Origin of the sequence: Bradyrhizobium cosmicum (assembly GCF_007290395.2) — a bacterium.
Lineage (GTDB): Bacteria > Pseudomonadota > Alphaproteobacteria > Rhizobiales > Xanthobacteraceae > Bradyrhizobium > Bradyrhizobium cosmicum.
The window spans coordinates 3,187,819-3,214,265 of sequence record NZ_CP041656.2; the positions used below are offsets into that span (position 1 = coordinate 3,187,819).

27 protein-coding genes and 1 pseudogene are annotated in these 26,447 nt (G+C 64.4%); 16 read left to right on the forward strand and 12 right to left on the reverse strand.

Going from position 1 to position 26,447, the window contains the following annotated elements; genetic code table 11:
• The first annotated feature begins 18 nt into the window (after positions 1-18).
• Positions 19-747, forward strand: coding sequence for a DnaJ domain-containing protein (locus FNV92_RS15310; RefSeq protein WP_015685560.1), 729 nt, complete (start codon positions 19-21; stop codon positions 745-747).
• 217 nt (positions 748-964) lie between these two features.
• Here the strand turns inward: FNV92_RS15310 and FNV92_RS15315 are convergent, their stop codons facing one another.
• A complete protein-coding gene (locus FNV92_RS15315; RefSeq protein ID WP_143845813.1) occupies positions 965-2,800 on the reverse strand; it encodes a D-alanyl-D-alanine carboxypeptidase in 1,836 nt (611 codons plus the stop codon).
• 390 nt (positions 2,801-3,190) lie between these two features.
• On the opposite strand from FNV92_RS15315, the gene FNV92_RS15320 reads away from it, so the two are divergent.
• From FNV92_RS15320 to clpA, 3 genes are all read left to right on the forward strand, one after another.
• Positions 3,191-3,529 (forward strand): phasin family protein, encoded by a 339-nt coding sequence (locus FNV92_RS15320; RefSeq protein ID WP_015685562.1) that lies wholly within the window; start codon positions 3,191-3,193, stop codon positions 3,527-3,529.
• 431 nt (positions 3,530-3,960) lie between these two features.
• Positions 3,961-4,293, forward strand: coding sequence for an ATP-dependent Clp protease adapter ClpS (gene clpS, locus FNV92_RS15325; RefSeq protein ID WP_015685564.1), 333 nt, complete (start codon positions 3,961-3,963; stop codon positions 4,291-4,293).
• Positions 4,294-4,588: 295 nt separating this feature from the next.
• The gene (gene clpA / locus FNV92_RS15330; protein WP_015685565.1) at positions 4,589-6,988 is read left to right on the forward strand and encodes an ATP-dependent Clp protease ATP-binding subunit ClpA; all 2,400 of its coding nucleotides are present in this window, start codon (positions 4,589-4,591) and stop codon (positions 6,986-6,988) included.
• 70 nt (positions 6,989-7,058) lie between these two features.
• Here clpA and FNV92_RS15335 read toward each other — a convergent pair whose 3' ends face one another.
• The 6 genes and pseudogenes from FNV92_RS15335 to FNV92_RS15360 all read right to left on the reverse strand — a co-directional run bounded on the left by FNV92_RS15335 (position 7,059) and on the right by FNV92_RS15360 (position 11,978).
• Positions 7,059-7,517, reverse strand: coding sequence for a peptidase associated/transthyretin-like domain-containing protein (locus FNV92_RS15335; protein WP_015685566.1), 459 nt, complete (start codon positions 7,515-7,517; stop codon positions 7,059-7,061).
• Positions 7,518-7,639: 122 nt separating this feature from the next.
• Positions 7,640-9,060: pseudogene (locus tag FNV92_RS15340) on the reverse strand (MFS transporter).
• A gap of 156 nt (positions 9,061-9,216) precedes the next feature.
• Positions 9,217-9,546 carry a c-type cytochrome gene (locus FNV92_RS15345; protein ID WP_143845811.1) on the reverse strand — a complete coding sequence of 110 codons (330 nt, stop codon included), beginning with the start codon at positions 9,544-9,546 and terminating at the stop codon, positions 9,217-9,219.
• Between the two features lies 1 nt (position 9,547).
• A complete protein-coding gene (locus FNV92_RS15350; protein WP_168213704.1) occupies positions 9,548-9,709 on the reverse strand; it encodes a hypothetical protein in 162 nt (53 codons plus the stop codon).
• Between the two features lie 121 nt (positions 9,710-9,830).
• Entirely contained in the window at positions 9,831-10,856 is a 1,026-nt protein-coding gene (locus FNV92_RS15355) for an aldo/keto reductase (RefSeq protein ID WP_041748251.1), read from the reverse strand.
• A 168-nt stretch (positions 10,857-11,024) separates the two neighbouring features.
• Positions 11,025-11,978, reverse strand: coding sequence for an AraC-like ligand-binding domain-containing protein (locus FNV92_RS15360; protein WP_143845810.1), 954 nt, complete (start codon positions 11,976-11,978; stop codon positions 11,025-11,027).
• Between the two features lie 195 nt (positions 11,979-12,173).
• Between FNV92_RS15360 and FNV92_RS15365 the strand changes: the two genes are divergently transcribed.
• Positions 12,174-13,190 carry a carbon-nitrogen hydrolase family protein gene (locus FNV92_RS15365; protein WP_143845809.1) on the forward strand — a complete coding sequence of 339 codons (1,017 nt, stop codon included), beginning with the start codon at positions 12,174-12,176 and terminating at the stop codon, positions 13,188-13,190.
• A gap of 28 nt (positions 13,191-13,218) precedes the next feature.
• On the forward strand, positions 13,219-14,259 hold the full coding sequence (locus FNV92_RS15370; RefSeq protein ID WP_143845808.1) for a phenylacetaldoxime dehydratase family protein: 1,041 nt from the start codon (positions 13,219-13,221) through the stop codon (positions 14,257-14,259).
• On the opposite strand, the gene FNV92_RS15375 is transcribed toward FNV92_RS15370, so the two are convergent.
• A complete protein-coding gene (locus FNV92_RS15375; RefSeq protein WP_143845807.1) occupies positions 14,260-14,898 on the reverse strand; it encodes an HAD family hydrolase in 639 nt (212 codons plus the stop codon).
• A 326-nt stretch (positions 14,899-15,224) separates the two neighbouring features.
• Between FNV92_RS15375 and FNV92_RS15380 the strand changes: the two genes are divergently transcribed.
• From FNV92_RS15380 to FNV92_RS15405, 6 genes are read left to right on the forward strand one after another with little or no spacing between them, the layout of a single operon-like run.
• Positions 15,225-15,419: a hypothetical protein gene (locus FNV92_RS15380; protein WP_015685575.1), complete on the forward strand. Its 195-nt coding sequence runs from the start codon at positions 15,225-15,227 to the stop codon at positions 15,417-15,419.
• Positions 15,420-15,474: 55 nt separating this feature from the next.
• Positions 15,475-15,723 carry a hypothetical protein gene (locus FNV92_RS15385; protein ID WP_143845806.1) on the forward strand — a complete coding sequence of 83 codons (249 nt, stop codon included), beginning with the start codon at positions 15,475-15,477 and terminating at the stop codon, positions 15,721-15,723.
• A 45-nt stretch (positions 15,724-15,768) separates the two neighbouring features.
• Positions 15,769-18,054, forward strand: a complete 2,286-nt coding sequence (locus FNV92_RS15390) for a glycosyltransferase family 4 protein (protein ID WP_143845805.1) — start codon at positions 15,769-15,771, stop codon at positions 18,052-18,054.
• A gap of 34 nt (positions 18,055-18,088) precedes the next feature.
• The gene (locus FNV92_RS15395; RefSeq protein WP_143845804.1) at positions 18,089-19,390 is read left to right on the forward strand and encodes a glycoside hydrolase family 130 protein; all 1,302 of its coding nucleotides are present in this window, start codon (positions 18,089-18,091) and stop codon (positions 19,388-19,390) included.
• Between the two features lie 58 nt (positions 19,391-19,448).
• Complete coding sequence (locus FNV92_RS15400; protein ID WP_015685580.1) at positions 19,449-19,691, forward strand: hypothetical protein; 243 nt, start codon at positions 19,449-19,451, stop codon at positions 19,689-19,691.
• A 41-nt stretch (positions 19,692-19,732) separates the two neighbouring features.
• Positions 19,733-19,927 carry a hypothetical protein gene (locus FNV92_RS15405; RefSeq protein ID WP_015685581.1) on the forward strand — a complete coding sequence of 65 codons (195 nt, stop codon included), beginning with the start codon at positions 19,733-19,735 and terminating at the stop codon, positions 19,925-19,927.
• Between the two features lie 69 nt (positions 19,928-19,996).
• On the opposite strand, the gene FNV92_RS15410 is transcribed toward FNV92_RS15405, so the two are convergent.
• Positions 19,997-21,013: a TRAP transporter substrate-binding protein gene (locus FNV92_RS15410; RefSeq protein WP_168213703.1), complete on the reverse strand. Its 1,017-nt coding sequence runs from the start codon at positions 21,011-21,013 to the stop codon at positions 19,997-19,999.
• Between the two features lie 144 nt (positions 21,014-21,157).
• On the opposite strand from FNV92_RS15410, the gene FNV92_RS15415 reads away from it, so the two are divergent.
• From FNV92_RS15415 to tsaA, 4 genes are all read left to right on the forward strand, one after another.
• Positions 21,158-22,072 (forward strand): transglycosylase SLT domain-containing protein, encoded by a 915-nt coding sequence (locus FNV92_RS15415; protein WP_168213834.1) that lies wholly within the window; start codon positions 21,158-21,160, stop codon positions 22,070-22,072.
• A gap of 223 nt (positions 22,073-22,295) precedes the next feature.
• The gene (locus FNV92_RS15420) at positions 22,296-23,036 is read left to right on the forward strand and encodes an AzlC family ABC transporter permease (protein ID WP_143845800.1); all 741 of its coding nucleotides are present in this window, start codon (positions 22,296-22,298) and stop codon (positions 23,034-23,036) included.
• A complete protein-coding gene (locus FNV92_RS15425; protein ID WP_041748253.1) occupies positions 23,033-23,383 on the forward strand; it encodes an AzlD domain-containing protein in 351 nt (116 codons plus the stop codon). Before FNV92_RS15420 ends, FNV92_RS15425 begins: the two co-directional genes overlap by 4 nt.
• Before the next feature lie 32 nt (positions 23,384-23,415).
• Entirely contained in the window at positions 23,416-23,907 is a 492-nt protein-coding gene (gene tsaA / locus FNV92_RS15430; protein WP_015685586.1) for a tRNA (N6-threonylcarbamoyladenosine(37)-N6)-methyltransferase TrmO, read from the forward strand.
• A gap of 13 nt (positions 23,908-23,920) precedes the next feature.
• Here the strand turns inward: tsaA and FNV92_RS15435 are convergent, their stop codons facing one another.
• The 3 genes from FNV92_RS15435 to FNV92_RS15445 are packed head-to-tail and all read right to left on the reverse strand — an operon-like array spanning position 23,921 to position 26,447.
• Positions 23,921-24,349 (reverse strand): HIT family protein, encoded by a 429-nt coding sequence (locus FNV92_RS15435; protein WP_015685587.1) that lies wholly within the window; start codon positions 24,347-24,349, stop codon positions 23,921-23,923.
• Positions 24,350-24,402: 53 nt separating this feature from the next.
• On the reverse strand, positions 24,403-25,644 hold the full coding sequence (locus FNV92_RS15440) for a GNAT family N-acetyltransferase (protein ID WP_143845799.1): 1,242 nt from the start codon (positions 25,642-25,644) through the stop codon (positions 24,403-24,405).
• A 56-nt stretch (positions 25,645-25,700) separates the two neighbouring features.
• Positions 25,701-26,447, reverse strand: a complete 747-nt coding sequence (locus FNV92_RS15445) for a glycerophosphodiester phosphodiesterase (protein ID WP_143845798.1) — start codon at positions 26,445-26,447, stop codon at positions 25,701-25,703.

Genomic DNA, 26,447 nt, shown 5'->3' on the forward strand with positions numbered 1-26,447 from the left:
GGCGACTATATTCCGGCCATGACCCTGATCGCCGGCGCTGTCGCTGTTATCACGCTTTATCTGCTGCTCCAGATGTTCCGGTCCGCCAATCCGGCGGTGCTGGCGCGCACCATCAAGTTCGGCGGCGGCGTGCTGGCGCTGGCGGTCGCGGCCTTCACGGGGCTGCGGGGCGAGCTGGCGGTGGCAATCCCACTCGGGATTTTCGGTGCCGGGCTGCTGGGCTGGACGCCCTTGGCGAACGCCGGCTTCGGCAATATCGGCGGGCTGTTCGGCGGCGGCGGCGCAACGCGTCCGACCGGCCAGACCTCGCGCGTTCGCTCGCCATTCCTGGACATGCGGCTCGACCACGATTCCGGTCAGCTCTCAGGCCAGATCGTCGCCGGGCCTCATGCCGGGCGCGATCTCGAAGAGTTCGATCTCGCGGGCCTGCTGGCAATGGTCCCGGCCTTCGACGCCGAGAGCGTTGCCTTACTTGAAAGCTATCTGGACCGCCGGTTTCCCGCTTGGCGTCAGAACGCGCAGGGCGACGCGGCAGGGGGGCAGCGCCGCACGGTGTCGAGCGGCAAAATGACGGCGGAGGAAGCCTATCAGATCCTTGGCCTGCAGCCGGGGGCGGGGCGCGACGACATTAGTCGGGCTCACAAGTCCCTGATGAAGAAACTGCATCCCGACCAAGGGGGCTCGACGTATCTCGCTGCCCGTGTGAACGAGGCCAAGGATACTCTGCTTCGTACGCATAACGGCTAACTCCGGCACCACGCTACAAACGCCCGTCCGTGTAAGCTCCGCTTGCTCTGTTTGCCGTCGCCCCGATGCCCGCCATTGTCGGCGTGGTCGATCCCTTGGGTAAAAATTTAACCGTAAATTGTTGACGAGAGGTTGTCGCGGAACTGGCATCTGTGCCGGCCCAAAACAAAAATGCCCGCGCAAGGCGCGGGCATTTTGATTTGGGGGGTGCGAAAGATCAGTTGCGGACGGTGATGCAGGAGATGTCGGCGCGCTTCAGGGCGCGGCAGACGGCTTCGGCCTGGTCTCGCTCGAGCCCGGCGAAGCGGGCGCGGTAGAGCTTGCGGTTGTCCTTGGCGACGACAGGCTCGGTGAACGGATCGGCCTTGCTGAGCAGGCCGCGGGCCGAGCTGCGCGCGGCGTCGATGCGCTGCTGGGCTTCGTTCTCGCTCTCGAGCGCGCCGACCTGAACGATCCAGCCGCTGTGCATGACGACCGGCTTGGTGGTGGCGCTCATCTGGATCGGCTGTGGCGCCGGATCGGCGGAGGCAAGCTTGGCCGTGGCAGGGGCGGGCGCGGCGGCGGTCGCGGCCGGCAGTACGCCGAGGATGCCGTTGCCGGTGCCAAAGCCCGCCGGCTGACGGGGCATTTCGCTGCGGGCGATCTCGGCCCTGGGCGTTTCCGGCTGGCTTGCGAGTTCGGGCTTGTTGATGAGATCGGCGCGGGCGACGACGGCACCGGAGGTCTCCGCGACGTCGGAGCGGGACGCAATCGTGTTGGTAACCTGCGGGGCAACCTGAGCCGGCGCGGCGGAGGCGACCTTCACGGCGCCGGCCTTGACCTGAACGGTCTTGACCCGGACCGGCTTCATCGGCTCGGACGAACCGGGGATGATCGAGAGCGGCTGGCTCGAGATTACGCCATTGGTGAGCGGCGCGGGTTCGATCTTGGACTCGGTCGGCCGAACTTCAGGCTTGGCTGGGGCCGGCGGCATCGCGGCGGTCGCAGCGGCAAGCGCCGACAAGCGCGAGGCGAGACGCGATGGGGCTGACTCGGGAGCAGGGGCGGCCGCCGCCTGAACCTGCGGAGCGGCGCGGGCCGGGGTATCCGACGCATCGGCGACCTCGGTGTTGTCAGCACCGCTGCGCTCGGTCACCGCGGCAACGGTATGGGTGGTGGCGCCCTTCTCGAGATTCTCGGCGAGCAGATTGCGCATGATGGCATCGCGCGAGCCGCCGCTGCGGCCGCCCAGCACCACGCCGATCAGATGACGGTTGCCGCGGCGCATCGAGGTCACGAGATTGAAGCCGGAGGCTCGGGTGTAGCCGGTCTTTATGCCGTCCACGCCCTCGACGCTGCCGAGCAGGTGATTGTGGTTGCGGATCGACTGTCCGCGCCAGTTGAACGTCGAGGTCGCGAAATAGCGATAGTAGCGCGGGAAGCGCTCCTGGATGGCGCGGCCGAGCGTCGCCTGGTCGCGTGCGGTCGTGACCTGCTCGTCGTTGGGAAGGCCGTTGGCGTTGCGGTAGACCGTCTTGGACATGCCGAGCGAGCGCGCCTTGCGCGTCATCATCTGGGCGAAGTCGTCTTCGTCGCCGGCGATCGCTTCCGCGATCACCACGGCTGCGTCGTTGGCGGAGCGGGTGACGAGACCCTTGATCGCGTCCTCGACGCGAATGGTCTGGCCTGCGCGCAGGTTCAGCTTGGTCGGATCCTGATCAGCGGCGTGCTGCGACACCGGCATCTCGGTATCGAGCTTCATCTTGCCGGAGTCGAGACGCTCGAACAGCAGATACAGCGTCATGATCTTGGTGAGCGAGGCGGGATGGCGGATCCCGTCGGGGCTGGTTGCCTGAAGCACGGAGCCGGAATTGCCGTCGACGATGATCGACGCGAATTTCGGGCTGGAACTGTCGGACACGTCGCGCTGCACCCGGTGGTGCACGTAAGAGCGATGCCGATGGCGCCGCGCCTCGGCAGCATCGGTGGTGAAAATGACTGCGGCAGTGACCGTGAGAAGCCCGAAAACGCCAACCCGCGCCAAGCGCGAGGAAGACCAGTTTTTACGAAGCATGGAACCCCGTCCCCGTTTCTGACTTGATCACCGGCTCGTGAGGCGAAATTGTGCCCATTGGACCCGGGATCATTACCTGCTCAGGCTGTCCCTCCGCTGGTGTTCACCGCGGGAGACGTTGGGCCTGAGCCGCTGTTCTGGCTAAGGTGATGTTCTTAAAACGGCTTTCGGCCGCTCTCTGAAGATGAACACGTCCAGGGAATCAGGGTAGGGGCCTGGAGTTTCCAAAAGCTTAAGGAACCATTGCGGGAAAGCCCGGGAATCTCCGCGACTTGCATCTATTTTTGTGCGTCGCACAAAGATTCTTGACACATTTTGTGCGTTGCACTATTTTTGGGCGAAGTCAGGGAGCCGGGGCTTCCGGACGAATGCCAGGGAAAAGGGATTTCGATGTTCAAGGTTGAAGACATTCAGAGCTACGGCAAAGAGCACTTCGAGCAGTGCGTCGCCTCCGCGACCACGGTTCAGCACGGCCTCCAGGCGATCGCCAGCGCTTATGGCGACTACACCAAGAAGTCGTTTGAAGACACCAAGTCCTTCGTCGAGAAGCTTTCCGGCGTGAAGTCGCTGGACAAGGCGATGGAAGCGCAGACCGATTTCGCCCGCTCCGCCTACGAGACCTTCGTTGCGGAATCGCAGAAGATCGCCGGCCTCTACAGCGACCTCGCCAAGCAGGCTTTCAAGCCGGTCGAGACCATCGTGTCGAAGTTCACCCCGGCCGCCAACTAACGCTTTCTGGAAGTCCTGGAATCAAGAAGCCCGGCTGATGCAGCCGGGCTTTTTCCGTTTGCGCCCGGTTCCTGGTCAACATGTTCTAAGCAGGCAGGCCGGAAATTTTTGTCAAATCGGTCCGGATTGACTAACCTCGGACAGGATCGCCCGGACCGGGAATCGGGAGCGCCGCGGCTGCAAAGGCTGGATCTTTGCAGCGCTTGCGGCAGGACGGGGGCAGGCCCATATTGCTTGCAATCGATCCGGATTTGACCGGATCGGTTGGAAGCGGCGATCCAACAAGGCGGTGCGCCTGTGCGAGGCTCCGAAAGGTAGGGTCGCGCGGCGGACCGTTATTCGCTTCTGTGGGGAATTTGAACGCCTGAGCCATGCCGCACCTGACTTCCAGACTCGACCTGTCCGCGCCAGCCGCTGTCTACGCTCCCCTTATGAGCAATGACGAGAACCGTTCGGGCGGCCCCACGGGTCCGAATACATCTGTCATCACGAAGGTCAAACCGAAGACCAAGCGGCCGAACCTGTACCGTGTGCTGATCCTGAACGACGACTACACGCCAATGGAATTCGTCGTCCATGTGCTGGAGAAGTTTTTCCAGAAGGACGTGGAGGCTGCGACCAAGATCATGCTGCACGTCCATCATCACGGCATCGGCGAGTGTGGCGTGTTCACCTACGAAATCGCCGAAACCAAGGTGACGCAGGTGATGGACTTCGCCCGCAAGCACCAGCATCCGCTGCAATGCGTGATGGAGAAGAAATAAGAAGCCCCCACGATGCTCACGTAGGCGATCTTTGCGTCTTCCAAACGTTTTGTGTGATCGTCGCGTGATGCCTGCGCGATGTCCGTTCCGGCCGACCAGCGTACAGAAAATCTGTCTCGGCGCCGATCCCGCCCAAATCGGAACGGGTTTTGCATCGAAAATACCGCAAGTGTGTACCCGCTCGAGTCGCGGAACCGGTCTTTCGCCGCGGTCTTGGATAACTATATGTGACAAAGGTTGTTGTTGCCTGACCGGGCGATGGCGATCATGATGATGGGGGCCATAGAGGACGCGAATGCCGACTTTTTCTCAAAGCCTTGAACAATCCCTGCATCGTGCACTGGCGATCGCAAACGAGCGTCATCACCAATACGCGACGCTCGAGCATCTCTTGCTCTCCCTGATCGACGATTCCGATGCGGCCGCCGTCATGCGCGCCTGCAGCGTCGATCTCGACAAGCTCCGTACGAGCCTCGTCAACTATCTTGAGACCGAATTCGAGAACCTGGTGACGGATGGCGCCGACGATGCCAAGCCGACCGCTGGTTTTCAGCGCGTGATCCAGCGCGCCGTGATTCACGTGCAGTCATCCGGTCGCGAAGAGGTGACCGGCGCTAACGTGCTGATCGCGATTTTCGCCGAGCGCGAAAGTCATGCTGCATATTTCCTGCAGGAGCAGGACATGACGCGCTACGACGCCGTCAATTACATCAGCCATGGCATCGCCAAGCGGCCGGGCGTTTCCGAGGCGCGACCGGTGCGCGGCGTCGACGAGGAGACCGAGGCCAAGGGCACCGAAGACACCAAGAAGAAGGGCGAGGCGCTCGAGACCTATTGCGTCAACCTCAACAAGAAGGCGCGTGACGGCAAGATCGATCCGGTGATCGGACGCAATTCCGAGATCAACCGCGCGATTCAGGTGCTGTGCCGCCGGCAGAAGAACAATCCGCTGTTCGTGGGCGAAGCCGGCGTCGGCAAGACCGCGATCGCCGAGGGCCTCGCCAAGCGCATCGTCGACAGCGAGGTGCCGGAGGTTCTGGCGGCTGCGACCGTGTTCTCGCTCGACATGGGCACACTGCTCGCCGGCACACGCTATCGCGGCGACTTCGAAGAGCGCCTGAAGCAAGTGCTGAAGGAACTCGAGGCGCACCCGAACGCCATCCTGTTCATCGACGAGATCCACACCGTGATCGGCGCGGGCGCGACGTCGGGCGGGGCAATGGATGCCTCGAATCTGCTCAAGCCGGCGCTTGCCTCGGGCACGATCCGCTGCATGGGTTCGACCACCTACAAGGAATACCGCCAGCACTTCGAGAAGGACCGCGCGCTGGTGCGGCGCTTCCAGAAGATCGACGTCAACGAGCCGACCGTCGAGGACGCTATTGCGATCCTCAAGGGCCTCAAGCCGTACTTCGAGGACTACCACCGGCTGAAGTACACCAATGAGGCGATCGAGGCCGCGGTTCAGCTCTCCTCGCGCTATATCCACGACCGCAAGCTGCCCGACAAGGCGATCGACGTGATCGACGAGTCCGGTGCGGCCCAGATGCTGGTGGCGGAGAACAAGCGCAAGAAGACCATCGGCATCAAGGAGATCGAGACCACGATCGCCTCGATGGCGCGGATTCCGCCAAAGAGCGTGTCCAAGGACGATGCCGAGGTGCTCAAGCATCTCGAGCAGACGCTGAAGCGCACGGTCTTCGGTCAGGACAAGGCGATCGAGTCGCTTGCGGCATCGATCAAGCTCGCCCGGGCCGGCTTGCGCGAGCCGGAGAAGCCGATCGGCTGCTACCTGTTCTCGGGGCCGACCGGCGTCGGCAAGACCGAAGTCGCAAAGCAGCTCGCGGCATCGCTCGGCGTTGAGCTGTTGCGCTTCGACATGTCCGAATACATGGAGCGGCATACCGTGTCGCGCCTGATCGGCGCGCCCCCCGGCTATGTCGGCTTCGACCAGGGCGGCCTGCTAACCGACGGCGTCGACCAGCATCCGCATTGCGTGGTGCTGCTCGACGAAATCGAGAAGGCGCATCCCGACCTCTACAATGTGTTGCTGCAGATCATGGATCACGGCCGGCTCACCGACCACAACGGCAAGCAGGTCAACTTCCGTAACGTGATCCTGATCATGACCACGAATGCGGGTGCTTCGGATCTCGCCAAGCAGGCGTTCGGCTTCACGCGCTCCAAGCGGGAAGGCGACGACCACGAGGCGATCAACCGGCAGTTCGCGCCGGAATTCCGCAACCGCCTCGATGCCATCGTCTCGTTCGGCCATCTCAGCGTCGAGGTGATCGGCACCGTGGTCGAGAAGTTCGTGCTTCAGCTCGAGGCGCAACTTGGCGATCGCGACGTCACCATCGAACTGTCCGAGCCTGCCAAGGCTTGGCTGGTCCAGCATGGTTACGACGAGCAGATGGGCGCGCGGCCCATGGCCCGCGTGATCCAGGAGCACATCAAGAAGCCGCTGGCCGACGAGGTGCTGTTCGGCAAGCTGAAGGGCGGCGGCCACGTCCGCGTCGTCCTGCTCAAGGACGAGGCCGACGAGACCAAGGACAAGATCGGCTTCGAATTTGTCGAAGGGCCGGTCACGCCGAAGCAGGAGAAGCTGCCCGGCGCCCGCAAGCGTCCGCCGGGCAAGTCCAAGCCAGGCGGCGGCTCCAAGGGGCCGACCAAGAGCCCGCTGGTCAAGGCTTGATCGCGAGCGTCATCAATCGAAAAGGCCGGCTGAAAAGCCGGCCTTTTTGTTTGCGTCGTGGTGCGGGGTTCTAAGTACCCGTGTCGGGCGCGGGCGCTGCCGGCGGCCTAGGTTTCCTCGGCGCGGGCGGCCGCGCGCGGGCAGGGGCTGACGGCTGCATCGTCACGATGACTGGATTCGGCTTGTGATCGGTTGCCGCCCCGGTCGCGGCATCGACGCCCATGCCGACGACACCGCCCAGCAGGAGATTGCCGGCAAAGCCGGCGGCGCCGGAGGTCGGTATGTCTCGGGTGAGCGGTACGATCTGAGGTTCATAGCCTTCCTTCTGGAAGGTGATCGAAATGTCGGCGTTCCGCTTGACGACCACCGCGCAAGGCGTCGTACAGGTGGTCGGAACCTCCAATCCGCTGACCACGGCCTCCACGCCTGACGGCGTCGACGAGATGCTGATGTTTTCGGTCGTGCCGCGCGTGACAGACGCGCAGCCGCCCAGCATGACGCTGAGCGCCACAATTCCAAATGAACGCATGAAATGCCCCTTGCCCGGCCGCAGTGAAGCGCAACCTGAGCGGGAGGGCAATGCGTCATTGGTCCGGATGGTTAAGCCACGCACAGGTTGCTTGATGCAATAACGGTAGCCGGAGCGGGGGCCTATTCGCCTCGCAGCCGCTGGTCGTCCTGTACGCGGACGTGCTCGGCGCCGCGCGCACCTGCGGGAGACAGCCGCAGCATGCTCAGCAGTGCGCCGCAGAGCGCAAATCCAACGCGGCGAGAAGCGCCAGCCGTGTTCCTTCGATCGGATAGCGGCCGAGCAGCAGCGCGACCAGCGCCGCACCCGTGGTCTGGCCGAGCAGCCGCGCGGTGCCCAGCATGCCGCTGGCGCCGCCGGCGCGCTCGCGCGGGGCGGCCGCGATCATGGTGCGGTTGTTGGGGGTCTGGAACAGGCCGAAGCCGGCGCCGGCGAGCGCCATGCGCCAGATGATGTCCAACGGCGTCGGGGCTGCCGGCAGCAAGGCGAGCGCGCCGAGACCGCAGGCGAACAGCGTGAGTCCGATGCCGCCAAGCAGGCCGGCCGGATAGCGCTCGACCAAGCGGCCGGCCAGTGGCGCCGCGAACGCCACCGCGATCGGCCATGGCGTGATCAACAGGCCCATATGCACCGCCGAATAGCCGAAGCGACTCTGAAGATAGAAGGGGATCGAGACAAAGGCCAACATCTGCCCGCAGAACGAGGCGATCGAGGTCGCGATCGACAGCGCAAAGACCGGGATGCGCAGCAGATCGACCGGCAGCAGGGGCGAGGTCATGTGGGTTTCGCGGTAGATCAGCAGCGCGCCTGCGGCGATGGCGATTGCGAATTGAACGAGGCAGGTGATCACGGCCTCGCCGTGGCCGACGCTGTCCACGGCCGCGATCCCGACGCCGAAGGTGATCGCCGACAGCCCCGCGCTCTGCCAGTCGAAGGAACGCCCGGCGGGTGTCGTGTGAGGCAGGCTGCGCAGGCCCAGCACCAGCGTCACCACGCCGAGCGGGACGTTGATGGCGAACAGCCAGGGCCAGCTTCCGAACGCGAGGATGCCGGCGGCGAGCGTAGGGCCCACCGCGGCCGAGAAGGCGACGACGAGCGCGTTGAGCCCGATGCCGCGGCCGAGCTGGCTGCGCGGGTAGGTGAAGCGCACCAGCGCCGCGTTGACGCTCATGATGCCGGCCGCGCCAAAGCCCTGGATGATCCGCGCGATGGTCAGCAACGGCAGCGTATCCGCCAGTGCGCAGAAGGCGGATGCCAGCGTGAACAGCGCCAGCCCGACCAGATAGACGCGGCGGTAGCCGACGATCTCGCCGAGCGAGGCCAGCGGCAGCAGCGAGATGGTGATCGCGAGCTGATAGCCGTTGACGATCCAGATCGAGAAGGCCGGGCTCGCGTCGAGGTCGGCCGCGATCGTCGGCAGCGCGACGTTGGCGATAGCGCTGTCGACCACCGCCATGATGATGCCGAGCGCAATGGTCAGGACCGCCTGGTTGCGCAGGGGTTGCGGCAGGCCGTCGGCATGCTCGATGGGGGCGGACGACATGATGGAGGCGCGCTTGATTCGAGCCGTGATGCATCCCCGGATTAGGAAATTGCAGGATGGATCGCAACCCGGCAGGACCGGGACGGTTCCAGTGCCCGCAGTGCTCCCGGCGGCAGGAGCCTGTGTAATGACTTTGCAGGCAGCTCGCGGGGGAGGCTAGTGCTTTTTTGTCTGGATAGCCTTGAGGTAGCTGGCGACGGCCTCGGCGCTCTCCCGGTCGAAGCGGAACGTCGGCATGGCGCGATGAATGCTGCTGTAGCCGTCCTGAAGACGCTGCACGAAGTCGGGGTCGTAGAGCTTGTTCTCGCCCAGATGGCGGAACGGCGGCGCAAGCTTGTTGGGGCTTGAGCCGGTCGGGCCGACGGCATGACACCGCGAGCACATCTGCTCCAGGAGACTCTGGCCGTCCCGCTGCTCGGCATCGAGGGCGTGGGCAAACGAACCCCACAACAAGACGATCAGAGGCGCGAACGCGAACGGCTTCATGTCACCATCGAAAAGTTGCCTTGCCATAGGCGTAAAGCACGATCAGCCCGATGGTCACCAGGGTGGAAACAACCAGGATGAGGCGATCCCAATTGATCCGATCTCTTTCGGCCCGGCTGAGGTTGAGGGCCGTGAACAGGGCCTTCATGGCAAATCGGCGCATCGGGAGCCTCGCGAAGCACGCAATTTGACACGGCCGGCGGACGACCGCTTGATGCAGCTCAAGGTCGAGACGCGCCTGGACGAGGCCGGCATCGCGCGCCGGGCCGCAACGCGCCGTGTTGCTACACCGCCGGAGGATTGCGGTCGGTGAAGGTCGTGCGCTGGTGCCAGTAAGGATAGGGCAGCGTGACCTTGCTGGCGGCATCGAGCCTTGCGATCTGGTCTTTGGTCAGCGACCAGCCGACCGCGCCGAGATTTTCGCGGAGCTGCGTCTCGTTGCGCGCGCCGATGATCAGTGTCGAGACGGTCGGACGCTGGAGCAGCCAGTTGAGCGCAATTTGCGAGACGCTCTTGCCCGTTTCCTTCGCGACCTCGTCGATCGCTTCGACGACGCGATAGACGTGCTCGTCGGGCACGGGCGGGCCGAACTCGGCGGTCTTGGGCAGGCGGCTGATGTCCGGCTTCGGCTGACCGCGGCGGATCTTGCCGGTAAGGCGCCCCCAGCCGAGCGGCGACCAGACCACTGCGCCGATCCCCTGGTCGAGGCCTAGCGGCATCAACTCCCATTCATAGTCGCGCCCGATCAATGAATAGTAGGTCTGGTTAGCGACGTAGCGCGGGAAGCCGTGCTTGTCGGCAACGCCGAGCGACTTCATCAGGTGCCAGCCCGAAAAATTGGAAACGCCGACATAGCGGATCTTGCCGGCGCGCACGAGCACATCGAGGGTTGCGAGCACCTCTTCGGGCGGGGTGAAGGCGTCGAAGCCATGGAGTTGAAACAGATCGATGTAATCGGTGCCGAGCCGGCTCAGCGAACCGTCGATGGCCGCGAGCAGATGCTGTCGCGATGAGCCAATGTCGTTGGGCCCATCACCGAAGCGAAAGGTGGCCTTGGTCGAGATCAGGACTTTGTCGCGGCGGCCCTTGATGGCTTCGCCGAGCACGCGCTCGGACTCGCCGAGCGAATAGACGTCAGCGGTGTCGAACATCGACACGCCGGCATCGAGGCAGATATCCAGAAGTCGCCGCGCTTCGGTCGCGTCGGTGGTGCCCCATGCAGCAAGGCGCCCGACGCCGCCAAACGTGCCGGTGCCAAGGCTCAAGGCGGGAACCATGAGGCCTGACCGGCCCAAGCGTCGGTATTCCATCGATATGCTCCTCGGCTGTCCGCTGATTGGTCGGTGCGGCCCTAGCGGCGGATGCTAATGCAAGCATGCGCCTCGTACCATTGCGCGCGCACATGGCGGCTCTGCTTCGCGAGGTCCTTGTTTGATCGGAAGTGGACGGGCCGCGCCGGAATTGCGGCGTCGGCCGCGTCAGTGCCGCAGGCTCTGTCGGAAGTCGCGCGGCGACATCCCGAAATGCTCGCGGAAGACGCGGCCGAAATGCGAGAGGTCGTTGAAGCCCCAGGCAAAGGCGATCTCGCTGACATGGCGGTGGGCGAGCACGGGCGAGGCGAGGTCGCGCCGGCATTGGGCGAGACGTTCGCCGAGAACGTAGCGCTGGAACGAGGTGTCCTCGTCGGCCAGCAGATCGTTCACATAGCGCGGCGAGATGCCGAGCGCTGCCGCGGCCTGCGCCAGCGCGAGGTCGGGATCGGCGAGGTGAGCCCGGATATGGGCCTTGAGCCGGTAGAGCAGGGCGGAGCGGTGGGTCGATGACGGCAGCGGCGTCTTGCCGAGCCGCTCGCTGAGCGCCATCGCCAGCAGGTCAACGGCCTGTTCCGACAGCGCATCGGCATGGTCCGGCGCGAGCCGGTCCGCGCTCTGGCAGAGCCTGAATATGAAATCACAGGCGAGCCGTTCGAGCGGGGCGTCGGCGCCGAACGAGATCGCGGTCAGCGTCTCGGTGCCGCCGAGCCGGCGCTGCAGCATCTCGCGGGGCACCTTGAAGATGGTCTGCGTGAAGCTGTCGTTGAACTTCAGCTCATAGGGCCGCGTCGTGTCGTAAAGCGCGAACTGGCCGGGATGGATTACCGTCTCGCGGCCGTCCTGCACCACGCCACCAGCGCCGCGATTGCCGAGCGCGACCAGGACAAAATCCTGATCGGAGCGCGCGATGCGCGAGGGGGTGCGGAAGACATGCTGGCGGTCGGAGCAGACTTCGGAGCATACCGCCTTGCCGAGCGTGGCCTGCGTGACCGAGCCGCGGAAGGCGCTGCCGAGGTCGGACTTGCAGTCGAGCCCGACGAAGACGTCGCAGACGATGTCCTGCCAGAGCGCGAGCCGGCGATAGCCAGGGCTGTCGTCCGTAGTGAACTGGATTGGCATCTGGACAGCCTCCCTTTCACATCCTGCAAAACGGCATATGAGCGCAGATCCGGCATCCCGGAGGCAAGTTCCGTACCGGGGGCGATCCTTATCCAGTCGAGTTTTTGTTCCGCTGCGGTCGAGCGCCCGGCCACGCGGTTCGCCAAATAGATTGCATCGGACGTGATCTCCGATCAACCGGCAAAGGAGGCGGCAATGGGCGTCGAACATCCGAAATACAAGGTGGCGGTGGTGCAAGCGGCGCCAGCCTGGCTCGACCTCGACGCCTCGATCGACAAGTCGATCGCGCTGATCCGGGAAGCGGCCGAAAAGGGCGCCAAGCTGATCGCCTTTCCCGAAGCCTTCATCCCCGGCTACCCCTGGCACATCTGGATGGACTCGCCGGCCTGGGCAATCGGCCGCGGCTTTGTGCAGCGCTATTTTGACAATTCGCTGTCCTATGACAGCCCGCAGGCCGAGCGGCTGCGCGACGCCGTTCGGAAGGCGAAACTGACGGCTGTGCTCGGCCTCTCCGAGCGGGACGGTGGCAGCCTCTATCTCGCGCAATGGCTGATCGGCCCGGACGGCGAAAGCATCGCAAAGCGCCGCAAGCTGCGGCCGACCCACGCCGAGCGCACCGTTTATGGCGAAGGCGACGGCAGCGATCTCGCGGTCCACGCCAGGGCGGACATCGGCCGCATCGGCGCGCTGTGCTGCTGGGAGCATCTTCAGCCGCTTTCAAAATATGCGATGTACGCCCAGAACGAGCAGGTGCACGTCGCGGCTTGGCCGAGCTTTTCGCTCTACGATCCGTTTGCGCCGGCGCTCGGCGCCGAGGTGAACAACGCCGCCTCGCGCGTCTACGCGGTCGAGGGCTCCTGCTTCGTGCTCGCGCCTTGCGCGACGGTATCACAGGCCATGATCGACGAGCTCTGCGACCGGCCCGACAAGAACGCGCTGTTGCACGTGGGCGGCGGGTTCGCCGCGATCTACGGCCCCGACGGCAGCCAGATCGGCGACAAGCTGGCGCCGGACCAGGAGGGGCTTCTCATGGCCGAGATCGATCTTGGCGCTATCGGCGTCGCCAAGAACGCCGCCGATCCCGCCGGGCACTATTCGCGGCCCGACGTGACGCGGCTGCTGCTCAACAAGAAGCGCTACCAACGCGTCGAGCAGTTTGCGCTGCCCGTCGACAGCGTCGAGCCTGCGGACATCGCCGCGGCGGCGAATTGATCGTCGAAATCGAGGGGAGGGAACGATCATGGAATCCGCAATTCCTCTGCATCTCGAGACCCAGCGCACGCGCCACAAGCGCGTGCCGGACGATTACCAGCCGCCATATCCGTCCTTCGTGGCGCGTTACAAGCCGGAGGTTGTCCGGGTCGTCATGGCCTATTTCGGTGTCCAGTATCGCGACGTGGCCCCGGCGGCTGCGATGGAGGCGCTGGCGGCAATTGGCGAACGGTTTGCAGGCGAGGGAGGCCCCACGCATTGGGACCGCGCCCACTACGTCGATCAGGCCGGATACACGAATGTCGTCTCGGCTGCTTATTGGGACGACATCCCGCGTTTCGACGCCTGGTTCGAGCCGTCGCGTGAAGCATGGACAGGTAAGGGCCGCGAGGAGATTGGCACCTTCATCGAAGTGTTGCGTCCTGCCGTGGCGCGACACGAGACGCTGTTTTCTTCGCTCGGCCGGCCCGAGGGCGTCGCCGTCATTGCCGACGGCATGAGCGGCGAGGTGCAGGAGCACGCCTATTGGGGTGGCATGCGCGATCGCATCCCGCTGTCGCAGACCGATCCCATGACGCCCGGCGGCGCTCCGGAGCTGATCCGCGACGGCGCCCGCCTGCGCGTGAAGGCGCATGACAATCTCTGCCTGATCAGGTCTGGGCAGGATTGGAGCGACACCGAGGCCTCGGAACGAAAGCTCTATCTCGACGACGTCGAACCGGTGCTGCGCGAAGGCATGGACTTTCTGCGCGAGGACGGTCTTGTCATCGGCTGCTACGCCAACCGTTACATGCAGGTGCTCGCGGCGGGCAGCCGTGCGAGTGAAAGATCCTACGGCCAGAGCTGGTGGAAGAGTCTCGCCGCGCTGGAACGCTGGGCGGAGTCGCATCCGACCCATGTCAAAATCTTCGGCGCGGCGATGAAATATCTGTCGACGCTCGGGCCTTCAGCCAAGCTGCGGCTCTATCACGAGGTCACCGTCGCGGCCGCGGACGAGCAATTCTTCGAATATCTGAGCTGTCATCCGAAAACGGGGATGCTGGCGGCGGTGCAAAGCGCCGGCGCCTGATCAGGCCACGCAGTGGCCAAGCAGCTCGGGATGCGCCGTGCAGATGTGATGCGCGCCCGCATCGCGCAGCTCGGCCTCGCTGCCATAGCCATAGAGCACGCCGATCGCGGTCATGCCGTTGGCGCGGGCGCCGACAACGTCATGGCTGCGGTCGCCGATCATGATCGCGCCACTCGGATCGACCTTGGTCTCGTCGAGCGCGTAGCGCAGCAGGTCGCGCTTGTCGACGCGCGTGCCGTCGAGCTCGGAGCCGAACACCCGCTCGAAATACGGCTTCAGGCCGAAATGCTCGACAATGCGGTTTGCGTAGACCGCGGGCTTGCTGGTCGCCACGAACATGCGCGGCGTGGTCGCAGCAAGCGTCGTCAGCGTGTCCAAGATGCCGGCATAGGCCTCGTTCTCGAACAGGCCGATATCACTGAAACGCTCGCGATAGAGCAGCAGCCCACGGTCGGCGAGTTCCGCGCTGCCGGTCAGCTTTTGCAGGCTGGCGTGGAGCGGCGGGCCGATGCACCAGGTCAGATCGTCCTCGCTCGGCACTGCGAGGCTGAGACATTCCAGTGCGTATTGGATCGAGCGGGTGATCCCGGGTTTCGGGTTGGTCAGCGTGCCGTCGAGATCGAAATAGATTGTCACCATGCTGGTCGTGCCCGTGCTGATATTGCCGTCTGTTGCGTGACCTAAACGAGGCCGCAGGCCAAGGCAATGTGCAACGGTTGGCAAGGCGAAATCTGGCTCGTTGATGCGGTTCTCCGCTTTAAAAGCTCGCTATTGGCGGGGCTTAGGCGTAGGGTCCAGCGATCACCGCCCTTCCAATGGCATCCATCGGTGACTGAGGGTCACTCACGCTCCCGCCGACTGAGGAGGAGCGCGCATGCCTCGATTTCGTTTGGCCGACTGGATCGTGCCGCCGGTGGTCGTTCCGCTGTTTCTATTGCTTCTGGTGGCCGCTGCGGCGCTCCTGCGTGGATAAGACGCAGCTGCAATACCTTGTGAGCGGACGCGATCAGAGCGGTTACGTCAGCTTGGGCCGCACCACGACGGCCGCCGCCCTGAAGAAGGCGAGGGAGCTGCTGCAGGAAGGCTATATCGACGTGCGGATCTGCACTCCGCAGGGGCGGATTCTGCTGTCCGACGAATTCGACCAGTTCGAGGCATGAGGCGCGCGCGGGCGTCAACGACCGCGCCCCGACCCTGCGCGAGGAAGACAATCCCATGAAGATGCTCATTGTCGTATTGGCGCTTGGCACATTTGCGCAAAGTGCCGTCGCGAAAGAGCCGGACTGCCGCATTATCGAAAGCACGAGTGGACGGCTCGCCTGTTACGATGCTGCGTTTCCACCAAAGGGGAAGCAACCCACTGCTGTCGAAAGTGACGCAGCGCGGGCGGCCTACAAGGACCCGTTCGTTGCGGAAGAGGCCAGAACCGCCGCGAAACTGAAGAATATCTGCCGCGGTTGCTGAGGCCGTGCACTCTCCGACATCAAGCCAAATCATCGAGGTGCCGACATGACGCCGCTCCGCCGTATCGCCGTCATTGGCAACTCGCTGCCTCGCCGGTGCGGAATTGCGACCTATACGACCGACCTGAAGAACGCGATATCGATTTCGCGCCAGGATCTCGAGACTTGCATCGTGGCAATGACCGATCGCGGTCAAGCCTATGACTATCCTCCGGCGGTCGCGTTCCAGATCAAGGATGGCAATATCGAAGATTACATGCGGGCCGCGGATTTCCTCAATGCCGGCCGGTTCGACACCGTGTGCTTGCAGCACGAGTTCGGGATCTTTGGTGGGGAAGCCGGAGCCCATATCCTGGTGCTGTTGTCCCGCCTGACGATGCCGGTTGTTACGACGTTTCATACGGTGCTGGCCGATCCGACGCCTGCGCAACGTACCGTCATGGAGCGCATCGTCGAGGCATCGTCGAAGGTCGTGGTGATGGCCCATAAGGGCCGCGAACTGCTGCGTGACGTCTATCTCGTGCGTGACGACAAGATCGAGGTGATCGCCCACGGTATTCCCGATGTCGCCTTCGCCGAGCCGGATGCAGCGAAAGCCAGGCTTGGATTTGAGCAAAAATCGGTCATCCTGACATTCGGCCTGTTGTCGCCGAACAAGGGCATCGAAGTCATGATCGACGCCATGCCGTCGATTCTGAAGCGCTGCAAGAATGCGGTGTACGTCGTGCTCGGCGCAACGCACCCCAATCTGGTCCGAAACCAGGGCGAGGCCTATCGTGAGAGCCTCATCGCGCGGGTGCGCGAGCTCGGCATCGAGGACCACGTGGTGTTCTTCGATCGGTTCGCCGATCTGGCCACGCTGCTCGAATTCATCTCGATGTGCGACGTCTACGTCACACCCTATCTCAACGAGGCCCAGATGACCTCGGGAACACTGGCCTATAGTTTCGGACTGGGCAAACCGGTCGTATCGACCCCGTACTGGCACGCACGCGAGCTGCTTGCCGACGGCTGCGGCATCCTGGTGCCGTTCGGCGATTCCGCGGCGATCGGCAACGAAATCGCGAACCTGCTGACCGACGATAACAGGCGGAAGGCGATGTCCCGGCGCGCCTATGCGGCGAGCCGGATGATGACATGGGAGCAGGTGGCCGAGCGCTACGTGTCCGTCTTCGAAAATGCGCGGCAAGGTCATCGGTTGAAGATCTTCGCGCGCTCCGACATGACCGCGCCGGAGCCACGTGGTCCGGCGCCGCCCGACATGCAGATCGGCCATTTCCTATCGATGTGCGATGATGTCGGTCTGTTCCAGCACGCGGTTTTTTCGGTTCCGGATCGCGGACATGGCTATTGCGTCGATGACAACGCGAGAGCGCTGCTGCTGGCCTGCGCACTCAACGGTCCGGGCGAACAGCCGCTGTCGGAGGTCTTGACGAGCAGGTTCGCGGCATTCGTGCAGCATGCCTGGAACCAGGACACCAGGCAATTCCGCAACTTCATGGGGTTCAATCGAACCTGGCTTGAAGACAGGGGCTCCGAAGACAGTCACGGGCGAACGCTATGGGCCTTGGGCGAGGTTGCACGCAGAGACGCGAGCCCGGCCCGGCGCCTGTGGGCCGCTGCCTTGTTCGGGCAGGCATTGTCGATCGCGACGAGCTTTCGTTCACCTCGCGCATGGGCGTTCATGCTGCTGGGTTTGGACGCCTATTGTGCCGTAGCTCCGGAAGATCTCTACGCCAGGGAAATCCGGCATTCGCTTGCCGACAGGTTGATGGCTTGCCTGGCGTCGGTCGAGACGCCGGACTGGGTGTGGTTCGAGGAAGGGCTGGCCTACGACAACGCGCGATTGCCGCAGGCCTTGATCCTCACGGGCGTGGCGACGGAAACGCCTCGATATCTCGATGCCGGATTGAGATCCCTGCGCTGGCTGATGACGCAACAGACCACCGCGGCAGGCCATTTCCGGCCGGTCGGTACCGCCGGCTTCGGCGAGCTTCGGCAACGTCCGCGTGCGTTTGATCAACAGCCCGTGGAGGCAACGGCAACGATCGCCGCCTGCCTCACCGCGTGGCGCGCCGACGGCGATGCCGAATGGAGAGCCATGGCAACGCGGGCCTTCGCCTGGTTCCTCGGCAGCAACGATCTCTCGGTGGCGCTGATCGATCCGCTCACGGGCAGCTGCCGGGATGGTTTGCACCCTGACCGCGCCAACGAAAACCGCGGGGGCGAGTCGGTTGTTTGCTATCTGCTCGGGCTTGCGGAGATGCGACAGCTTGCGCGCGTCACCCCGAGCCTGACCAGGCCCACGGCCTTGCGCGCCGTGGGCGCCTGAACCTGATCTTCTCATTGAGCAAGCCGAGGATACCGTGTCACCAGCTTCATTCCTGAATCGGCAGGGGCTTCATCTGCGCCCCGATCCGGCGCGCGTTATCGTGCGGCCCTTCAAGCCGGCAACCGAACCCCGCGATCTGAATCCGACCGACAAGATGCGGGCAAATCATATCGTCGACCGGGTTCTCGCGCTCAGTTCGGAGGCCGTCGCGGTCCAGCTTGCGGACGTCCTCGACAATTTCGAGGGGCGACATCGTAACCTCCTGGAGAGTTTCGAGGCTCGCGCGGATGAAATGGAGGATGCTTTCGCGACGCATGGCCTCTTCTCGAAGGCCCAGCGTCAGCTGGTCGGCGCCTATTTCCTCAGTGAATATTCGTTCGAAGCCTCTGCCTTGTTCAACCCCAGCATCGTCCCGCATCCCGATCAATCCGGCGCACCAACGGGAGGCTTGCGCTTCATCCTCAGTCTTCGCGCTATCGGCGAGGGGCATGTGTCGTCGCTGACGTTTCGAACCGGAACGATTGCGGCTGATGGAAGCCTGGCCGTCGATCCGACGGCGCGCCTTGCCTCGGTTCCCCGGATTACCAGTCGCGTATCCGGGCCGGAGGGCGACCGTGTGGATTTGATGTTCAGGCCCGAGGAAGACCTCAGCGAGCGCGTCATCTTTCCCGTGACGGAATCCCAATCGAACGGCATCGAGGATGTCCGCTTTGTCAAATTCAACGAGGGCGATCGGCAGACCTACTACGCGACCTATACGGCTTACAGCGGACGCGCGATCCGGTCGGAATTGATCGAGACCGCCGATTTTAGGTCGTTTCGGCTGTCGCCGTTGCGGGGGAGCGCCGCACACAACAAGGGCATGGCGCTGTTCCCGCGCAAGATCGACGGCCGATATGCCATGATCGCGCGACAAGACAATGAGAACCTGTACCTGCTCTATTCGGAAGATCTCTACACGTGGGAAGGCGGCGGGGTCCCGCTTCTGAAACCGCAATTTCCCTGGGAGTTCGTCCAGATCGGGAACTGCGGATCGCCCATAGAACTAGACGAAGGCTGGCTGCTGCTGACACACGGTGTCGGCCCGGTCCGCAAATATTCGATCGGAGCGGCGCTGCTCGACAAGCGCGATCCATCCAAGGTGCTGGCACGTTCGGCGGAGCCGCTGCTCCGACCTGAACCGTCCGAGCGTGAAGGGTATGTTCCTAACGTCGTCTATACCTGCGGTGCGATGAGGCATAAGGACCGGATCATCTTGCCCTATGCGGTGTCTGACACCTTCTCGAGTTTTGCAACAATCGGGATTTCGGCGCTCATCGCGTCGATGCAACGCTGAGCGCGGCGTTCGCACTCGCCGACGTCTACTCCGTTCACAGCAGGCCAGGGGAGCCGTCATGGTTCGCGAAACAACCTACGTGGTGCAGGCATTCAATGCGGGCAAGGGTGGAAATCTGAAGGCGGATTCTCCCATCGTCTGCAAGTCGGAAAGCGGTGCGCTGCGGACGGCGGAGCGACTTGCCTTGAGCAAGCTCGGTGTGGTCGCGTTCTCGTCCAGCGGTGATGCCGAAATGGGTGACTATGACGACGAGCCGACGGTGTTCTTCCGAAAGGGCGAGCTTCCGGCAGGATTCGACTGAGTCATTGGTTGCGGTTGGCCAGGTATTGGAGAGGAGCACAGATGAACGCGCGACTGGATATGTTGAATAAGGCCCGCGATCGCATGATCGAGGACAGGGACGAGCACGCCAAAGTGCTGGCCGCGCCCTTTGACCGTGATAAGGCCGAGCGAGCACGGAACAAATTCGTCGAACTTCAGACGCTGATCGATGCCCTAGACCGTGCAATCAGCGCAGAGAAACCCGCCTCGGCATAACGTCGAGGAGAGGAAGGGCGGAGTGGCGGGCATCAAGCCGGCTCTTCCGCATCATGCCGCCCGCCCGCGCTATTGCTGTCTCGCCCACTCGACGATCGCCGTGGCGTCCGCGCCCGCCTGCGCTTCCCAGGTGGAGAGGGCGCTGGTTGCAGCTGTCCGAAGTGCGGCGATGAGCGAGCTGGGCGCCGGTTCGGCGATGCGGACGCCGTTGTCACGCATGCGCGCGTAGTTCTCGGTGGTGCGATGGGTGAGCAGCGCGAACTGGCTCTGCTCAGTCTCGGCCGCTGCGGCCAGCACCTCGCGCTGCATTCCTTCGGACAGCTCGGCAAAGGCGTCGCTGCGGACAAAGGCGATCGAGACCGGCATCGCGTAATTGATGGCCGTGAAATAGGGCAGGATGTCCCAGAGCTTGCGTCCTGCGCCGCCGTCACCGGAGGTGAGGAACGCATTCAGCCGGTGCTCCCTGAGGCCGGCGAGCGCCGCGTCCATCGGCAGGAATTGCGCATTCGCGCCGGCCGCGCGCATGACCTCGCTGGAGTTGGCGTCGTAAGCCCGCAAGTTCAGTTTCGGCAGGTCGTCGGCGTTCGCGAGCGCGTGCTCGGACCAAAGACCCGTTGCCGGCCAGATCGTCACATAAAGCAGCTTGAGACCACGTGCTGCGAGCGCCTTTTCGTAGAGCGGGCGCGCCCGCAGATTGGTGGCGCGGGCGACGTCGACCGATTGCACCAGGAAGGGCAGGGTAGACAATGCGAGCACCGGGTCAAGGCCCGAGAGCGCGCCCGCGAAGGCATCGCCACCGGCGATGCGGCCGTCCGTCGCCGCGCCGGGCATCGCGCCCGAGTTGATCTTGAGCTCGTTGTCGAAGGCGTTGGCCACGGTCACGAAACCGTTTGTGCGCGCGGCGACCCGTTCGGCGAAAGTGGTGAGCCCGATCCCGGAAATGTTGTTTTGCGGGTATTCCGTGGTCATCTGCCAAGTGACCTGGGCGGCGGCCGGCACGGCGGACAGCAAGAGCGCGGTGAGGGCAAGGATCGCGTGGATCCGTTTGGCGGGGAATCGCATTGGGAGAAGCAGGTCAGGCAGCATAGATTGGCAGCTCGTCGAAACATGGCACGGTGCCACAACATGGCGGATCACTTTGTCGCATGGCGCGCCGACGCGCGCCACAGCGATGCTTGGGCAGTGCTGGCGCGATTTGTATCACTGGTCGCAGCGACGCTGCTGCTCGCGATGTCGCAGGCCGCGGCGTGGGACAGCTCGCCTGCCAGGACGGGTGTCGCCATCCCAAGCGTCGAAGAGCTTGCGGTGCCTCCCGCCAAGCCCGATGCGCGCGAGAGCGACACGCGGGAGTCGATCTGCCTGATCGTCGAGGCGGCCGCGCGCGATGCCAATTTGCCGATGGAATTCTTCGCCCGCGTGATCTGGCAGGAGAGCCGCTTCCAGGCCGATGCGGTGGGCCCGATGACGCGGAGCGGCGCGCAGGCGCAGGGGATCGCGCAGTTCATGCCGGGCACAGCGAGCGAGCGCGGGCTGCTCAATCCCTTCAACCCGGTGCAGGCCTTGCCGAAGTCGGCCGAATTCCTCAACGAGCTGCGCAACCAGTTCGGCAATCTCGGCCTGGCCGCCGCTGCCTACAATGCCGGGCCGCGGCGGGTGCAGGAATGGCTCGCCGGCACCGGTCCGATGCCGGAGCAGACCCGCAACTATGTCTTCGCCATCACGGGCACGAGTGTCGACGCGTGGGCGAAGGCAGGCAGCACCGGCAAGGGGCCGCCGAGTTCGCCGCCAACGAGCTGCCGCGATCTGATGGCGCTGTTGAAGCGTGCACCGAATGCCTTCGTTGCCGAGCTCGAGCAGCATGTGGAGCTGGCTGCCGCAAAGGTCTGGGGCGTGCAGCTCGCCGCCGGGTTCGACCGCAGCCGGGCGCTGGCGATGTACTCCCGCGCCGTGACGCGGCTGAGCGCCGTGATCGGCGAACGAGACCCGAGCCTGCTGAGTTCGGTGGTGCGCAGCCGCGGCACGCGTTCCTTCTACCAGGTGCGCATCGGTGCCGACACGCGCAGCGAGGCGGATGAGTTGTGTAACCGCATCCGCAAGGCCGGCGGCGCGTGCTTCGTGCTGAAGAACCGGGGCATGAGCGGGTAGGGTAAGCTGTCATTCCGGCGCGATGAGAAGCGTCGAGCCCGGAATCCATCGCACGGCAATCTCTGTGGCCCAATGGCTTCCGGGTTCGCGACTGCGTCGCGCCCCGGAATGACGGCGGAGAATGTCGGAGTCGCGCATGTCAGCTCCGCCGTGAGCTTCCTTGACGCAGGCCACCGCATTGCCCGTTATGCGGGAACGATTCCTCATCCAAGCCGGCCGTCCCGTGGCGCTTCCTCCGCTCGATTCTCCTCAATGGCATAGTCCCTGGCGCGCCTTTGCGTGGGGGGTGCGCTCGATCACGCAGACGATCCTCACCGTCGTGCTGTTCGTGACGTATCTCGGCATCGGCGCGCTCGCCCACGACACGCATTTCAGCCTGCTCTGGGCGCTCTGCTCGACGCTGTTCGTCTGGGCAGGTCCGGCGCAGATCATCCTGATCACCACGCTCGGCTCGGGCGCGACCGTCATCCAGTCGGCGATCGCGGTCACCGTCAGCGCCATCCGCCTGTTTCCGATGGTGGTCTCGGTGCTGCCCCTGATGCGCATGCCGACGACGAAGCGGCGCGAACTCGTATTCGCCGCGCATCTCACGGCGGTGACGTTGTGGGTGGAGTGCCACCGCTTCCTGCCGCAGGTGCCGCGCGAGCGGCGCATCGCTTTCGTCCATGGGCTCGGTTGCGGTCTGGTCTCGGTGTGCCTTACCGCCAACACGGTCGGCTATTTCCTTGCCGCCAATCTCACGCAGACGCTTGGCGCCGCGATCCTGTTGCTGACGCCGCTGTCCTTCCTGTTCTCGACCGCGCGCAACAGCCGCGAGGTTGCCGATGTCGTCGCGCTGACGCTGGGGATCCTGCTTTATCCGCTGGCGGCGAAGATGAACTCCGGCCTCGATATCCTCGTCAGCGGCCTCGTCGCGGGGACGATCGCCTATGGCGTCCATTGGTGGCGGGTGGTGCGCGCATGAGTTTTGCCCAGTTTATCGGTGACTGGCACGCGCTGGCGGTGCTGTTCGTCGCCGGCGTCGTTCCCAACCAGATCTGGCGCATGCTGGGCCTGTGGTTCGGCGGCGGCATCGACGAAGGCTCCGAGCTGCTGGTCTGGGTGAGGGCGGTCGCCACTGCCATCCTGGCCGGCGTCATCGCCCAGATCGTGGTCGAGCCGCCAGGGGCGCTCGCCAGCGTGCCGGACGTTCTGCGCTATGGCGCGGTCGCCGCCGGCTTCGTCGTCTTCCTGTTGACCCGCCGCTCGATCTTCGCGGGCGTGGTGACGGGCGAAGTGTTCATGCTGGCCGGCACGTGGTGGTTGGGCTAAAACCGCCTCCGAATAGCTGAGGAACTGGAAATATGGTTCGCGAAAACGAGCTCCGCGAGGGCGAGGTCGCCATCGAGCTGCCGCCGACGCAGGATGCCGGTCTGGTCTTCATCGGTCGTATCCGCACGCCCTGGACTTCGCGTCTGGAGACGCCGCGGCAGGGCCGCGCCGACGGACCGATCTGCCGCCTCGAGATCTTCGAGCCGTTCGTGCCGGCCATCAAGGGCGTCGACTTCTATGGCAACCTCGAGGTGCTGTACTGGCTCGACCGCTCGCGCCGCGACATCGTGCTGCAAAGCCCTAAGAACAACGAGAAGACCCGCGGCACCTTTTCGCTGCGCTCGCCGGTCCGGCCCAATCCGATCGGCACCTCCATCGTGAAGCTGGTCGGCATCGAGGGAAACGCCATCCTCGTGCGCGGGCTCGATTGCATCGACAACACGCCGCTGATCGACATCAAGCCCGACCGCTGCGAGTTCACGCCACTAGCGGCGCCGCAGGCCGGGGATTTTCAGTCGGAATGACGAGCGGATAGACCTAGCCCGCCTTCAGCGCCGCGATCAGCTTGGTCGCGTTTTCTTCCAGCACCTTGACGTCTTCCTTGCGGCTGGCCGGCGGCAGCATCGCGACGCCGTCATGGCGCGGCATCACGTGCATGTGGAGGTGAAACACCACCTGCCCGCCGGCGGGCTCGTTGAATTGCTGCACGGTGATGCCGTCGGCGTTGAACGCCTTCATCGCGGCGGCGGCGATCTTGTGCGCGCCGCGGGCGACATGGGCGTAGTCGTCCGGCTTGATGTCGAGGATGTTGCGAGCGGGGGCCTTCGGGATCACCAGCGTATGGCCGGGCACCCGCGGCATGATGTCGAGGAAGGCCAGCACATGCTCGTCCTCATAGACCTTGTGGCAGGGAAATTCGCCGCGCAGAATTTTTGCGAAGATGTTGTTGGTGTCGTAGGCGGTCATGGCGGCGGCTCCCTCAGAATTTCGCGCTTACTGTCATCAGCCACGGTGAACCGTCAAGGCGCCTCGTCGATGCCTTTGCGGAACGGGCCGAGCTCGGCGAGCTCGCGTCCGGCCTCGGCGACATAGGCGCGCTCCCGCTTGAGGTAGTCGTCGATGGCGCGGCGCAGGCCCGGATCGGCGATGAAGTGGGCGGAGTGGGTGGTTCGCGGCAGGTAGCCGCGCGCGATCTTGTGCTCGCCCTGCGCGCCGGCCTCGACATACCTCAAGCCGCGTTTGATGGCGAAGTCGATCGCCTGATAGTAGCAGACCTCGAAGTGCAGGAAGGGATGATGCTCGACCGCGCCCCAGTTGCGGCCGAACAGTGTGTCCGAACCGATGAAGTTGATCGCGCCCGCGATCCAGCGATCGTTGCGACGCGCCATCACCAAGAGCACGTCGTCGCTCATGGTCTCGCCGATCAGCGAGAAGAACTCGCGCGTGAGGTAAGGGCGGCCCCATTTGCGCGAGCCGGTCTCCATGTAGAACTCGAAGAAGGCGTCCCAGGCATCCTCGGTGATGTCCTTGCCCGTGAGCCAGTGGATGCTGATGCCGGCGGCCAGCGCATCGCGGCGCTCGCGCTTGATCGATTTGCGGTGGCGCGAATTCAGCGTGGCGAGGAAGTCGTCGAAGGTCGCAAATCCCTCATTGTGCCAGTGGAACTGCTGGTCGGTCCGCTGCAGGAAGCCGTGCGCGGCGAGCAGCTTCCACTCCACCTCAAGTGCGAAGGTGACGTGCACCGACGAGGCCTTGCTGACGCCGCACAGCGCCACCAGCCCGCTCGCGAGCGCCTCGGTGATACGCTCGCGGTCGACGCCATCGCGAACCAGCAGCCGCGGCCCCGTGGCCGGGGTGAAGGGAACCGAGACCTGAAGCTTGGGATAGTAGCGCCCGCCGGCCCGCTCATAGGCATCCGCCCAACCGCGGTCGAAGACGTATTCGCCTTGCGAGTGCGATTTCAGATAGCAGGGCACGACGCCAACGACGCGGCCATCGATCTTGGCCACGAGGTGCCGCGGTCCCCAGCCGGTGCGGATCGTCGCTGAACCCGATTTCTCAACAGCCGAAAGAAACGCGTGCGAGACGAACGGGTTATAGGCGGGTCCTAAGAGGCCGGCCGAATCGCCTGAAGGGGCGGGTGAGGTTCCGTTGCTCCTCCCATTGCACCGACCGCCTGGATTGGCGCAGGCGTCCCAATCCTCAGGAGCCACCTCGGCAATGGAAGGTACGGCCTCGAGCGTGATTTCAGATGATCCCATCGCGCCCAAGATCGTGCATTGCAGCAGCGACTTCAAGAGGGCGGGAACGTCAGGCCCTACGGCACGAACCCCTCAAAAATCATCTGGTCCGCATACTGTCCGACCCGCGTCCGCTGCTCCGGGGTGCGGACAGTCCAGCCGAGCAGGGCGCAGCCGAAGACGTTGCGGGCGATCCAGGGGGCGGGCGCCGGGAGGTGGTCGACCTTGAAGGCGACGAAGTGGGGCTGGGTCTGGAAGCCGTGGCGCAGGTACAGCATGCTGTCGCGCTGCTGCTGGGTCAGGGTGGCCCAGTATTCGTCCTCATAGCTCCGCTGGGCGACGATGCCGCGCGGGCGGGACGGCAGCAACTGGCGCAGCGCCAGCACCTGGTCGGGATCGAACGACATGCCGACCGCGGGGCCCTGATAGGACGCCAGCACCTCGGCCATCCGCGTCACCAGCTTGCGGTCGCCGTCAAAATGGCTCTTGACCTCGATCACCAGCGGCACGCGGCCGGCGACCATGGCGCAGAGGTCGGAGAGCGACATCATTCGCTCGTCCGTGTCCTTGAATTTGACGGCTCTCAGTTCCGCGGCTGTCTTCGCCACGACCGCGCCGGTGGCCTCGGTGAGGCGGCCCAGGGCATGGTCGTGGTGCACCATCGCCTCGCCGTCGGCGGAGAGCTGGATGTCGACCTCGATCGAGAAATTGCCGGCGACGGCAGCCTGCACCGCGCCGGGCATGTTCTCGACGATACCGCGGGAAATGTCGTGCAGGCCGCGATGGGCGACCGGCCGGGCTGTCAGCCAATCCGGAGCGCGCAT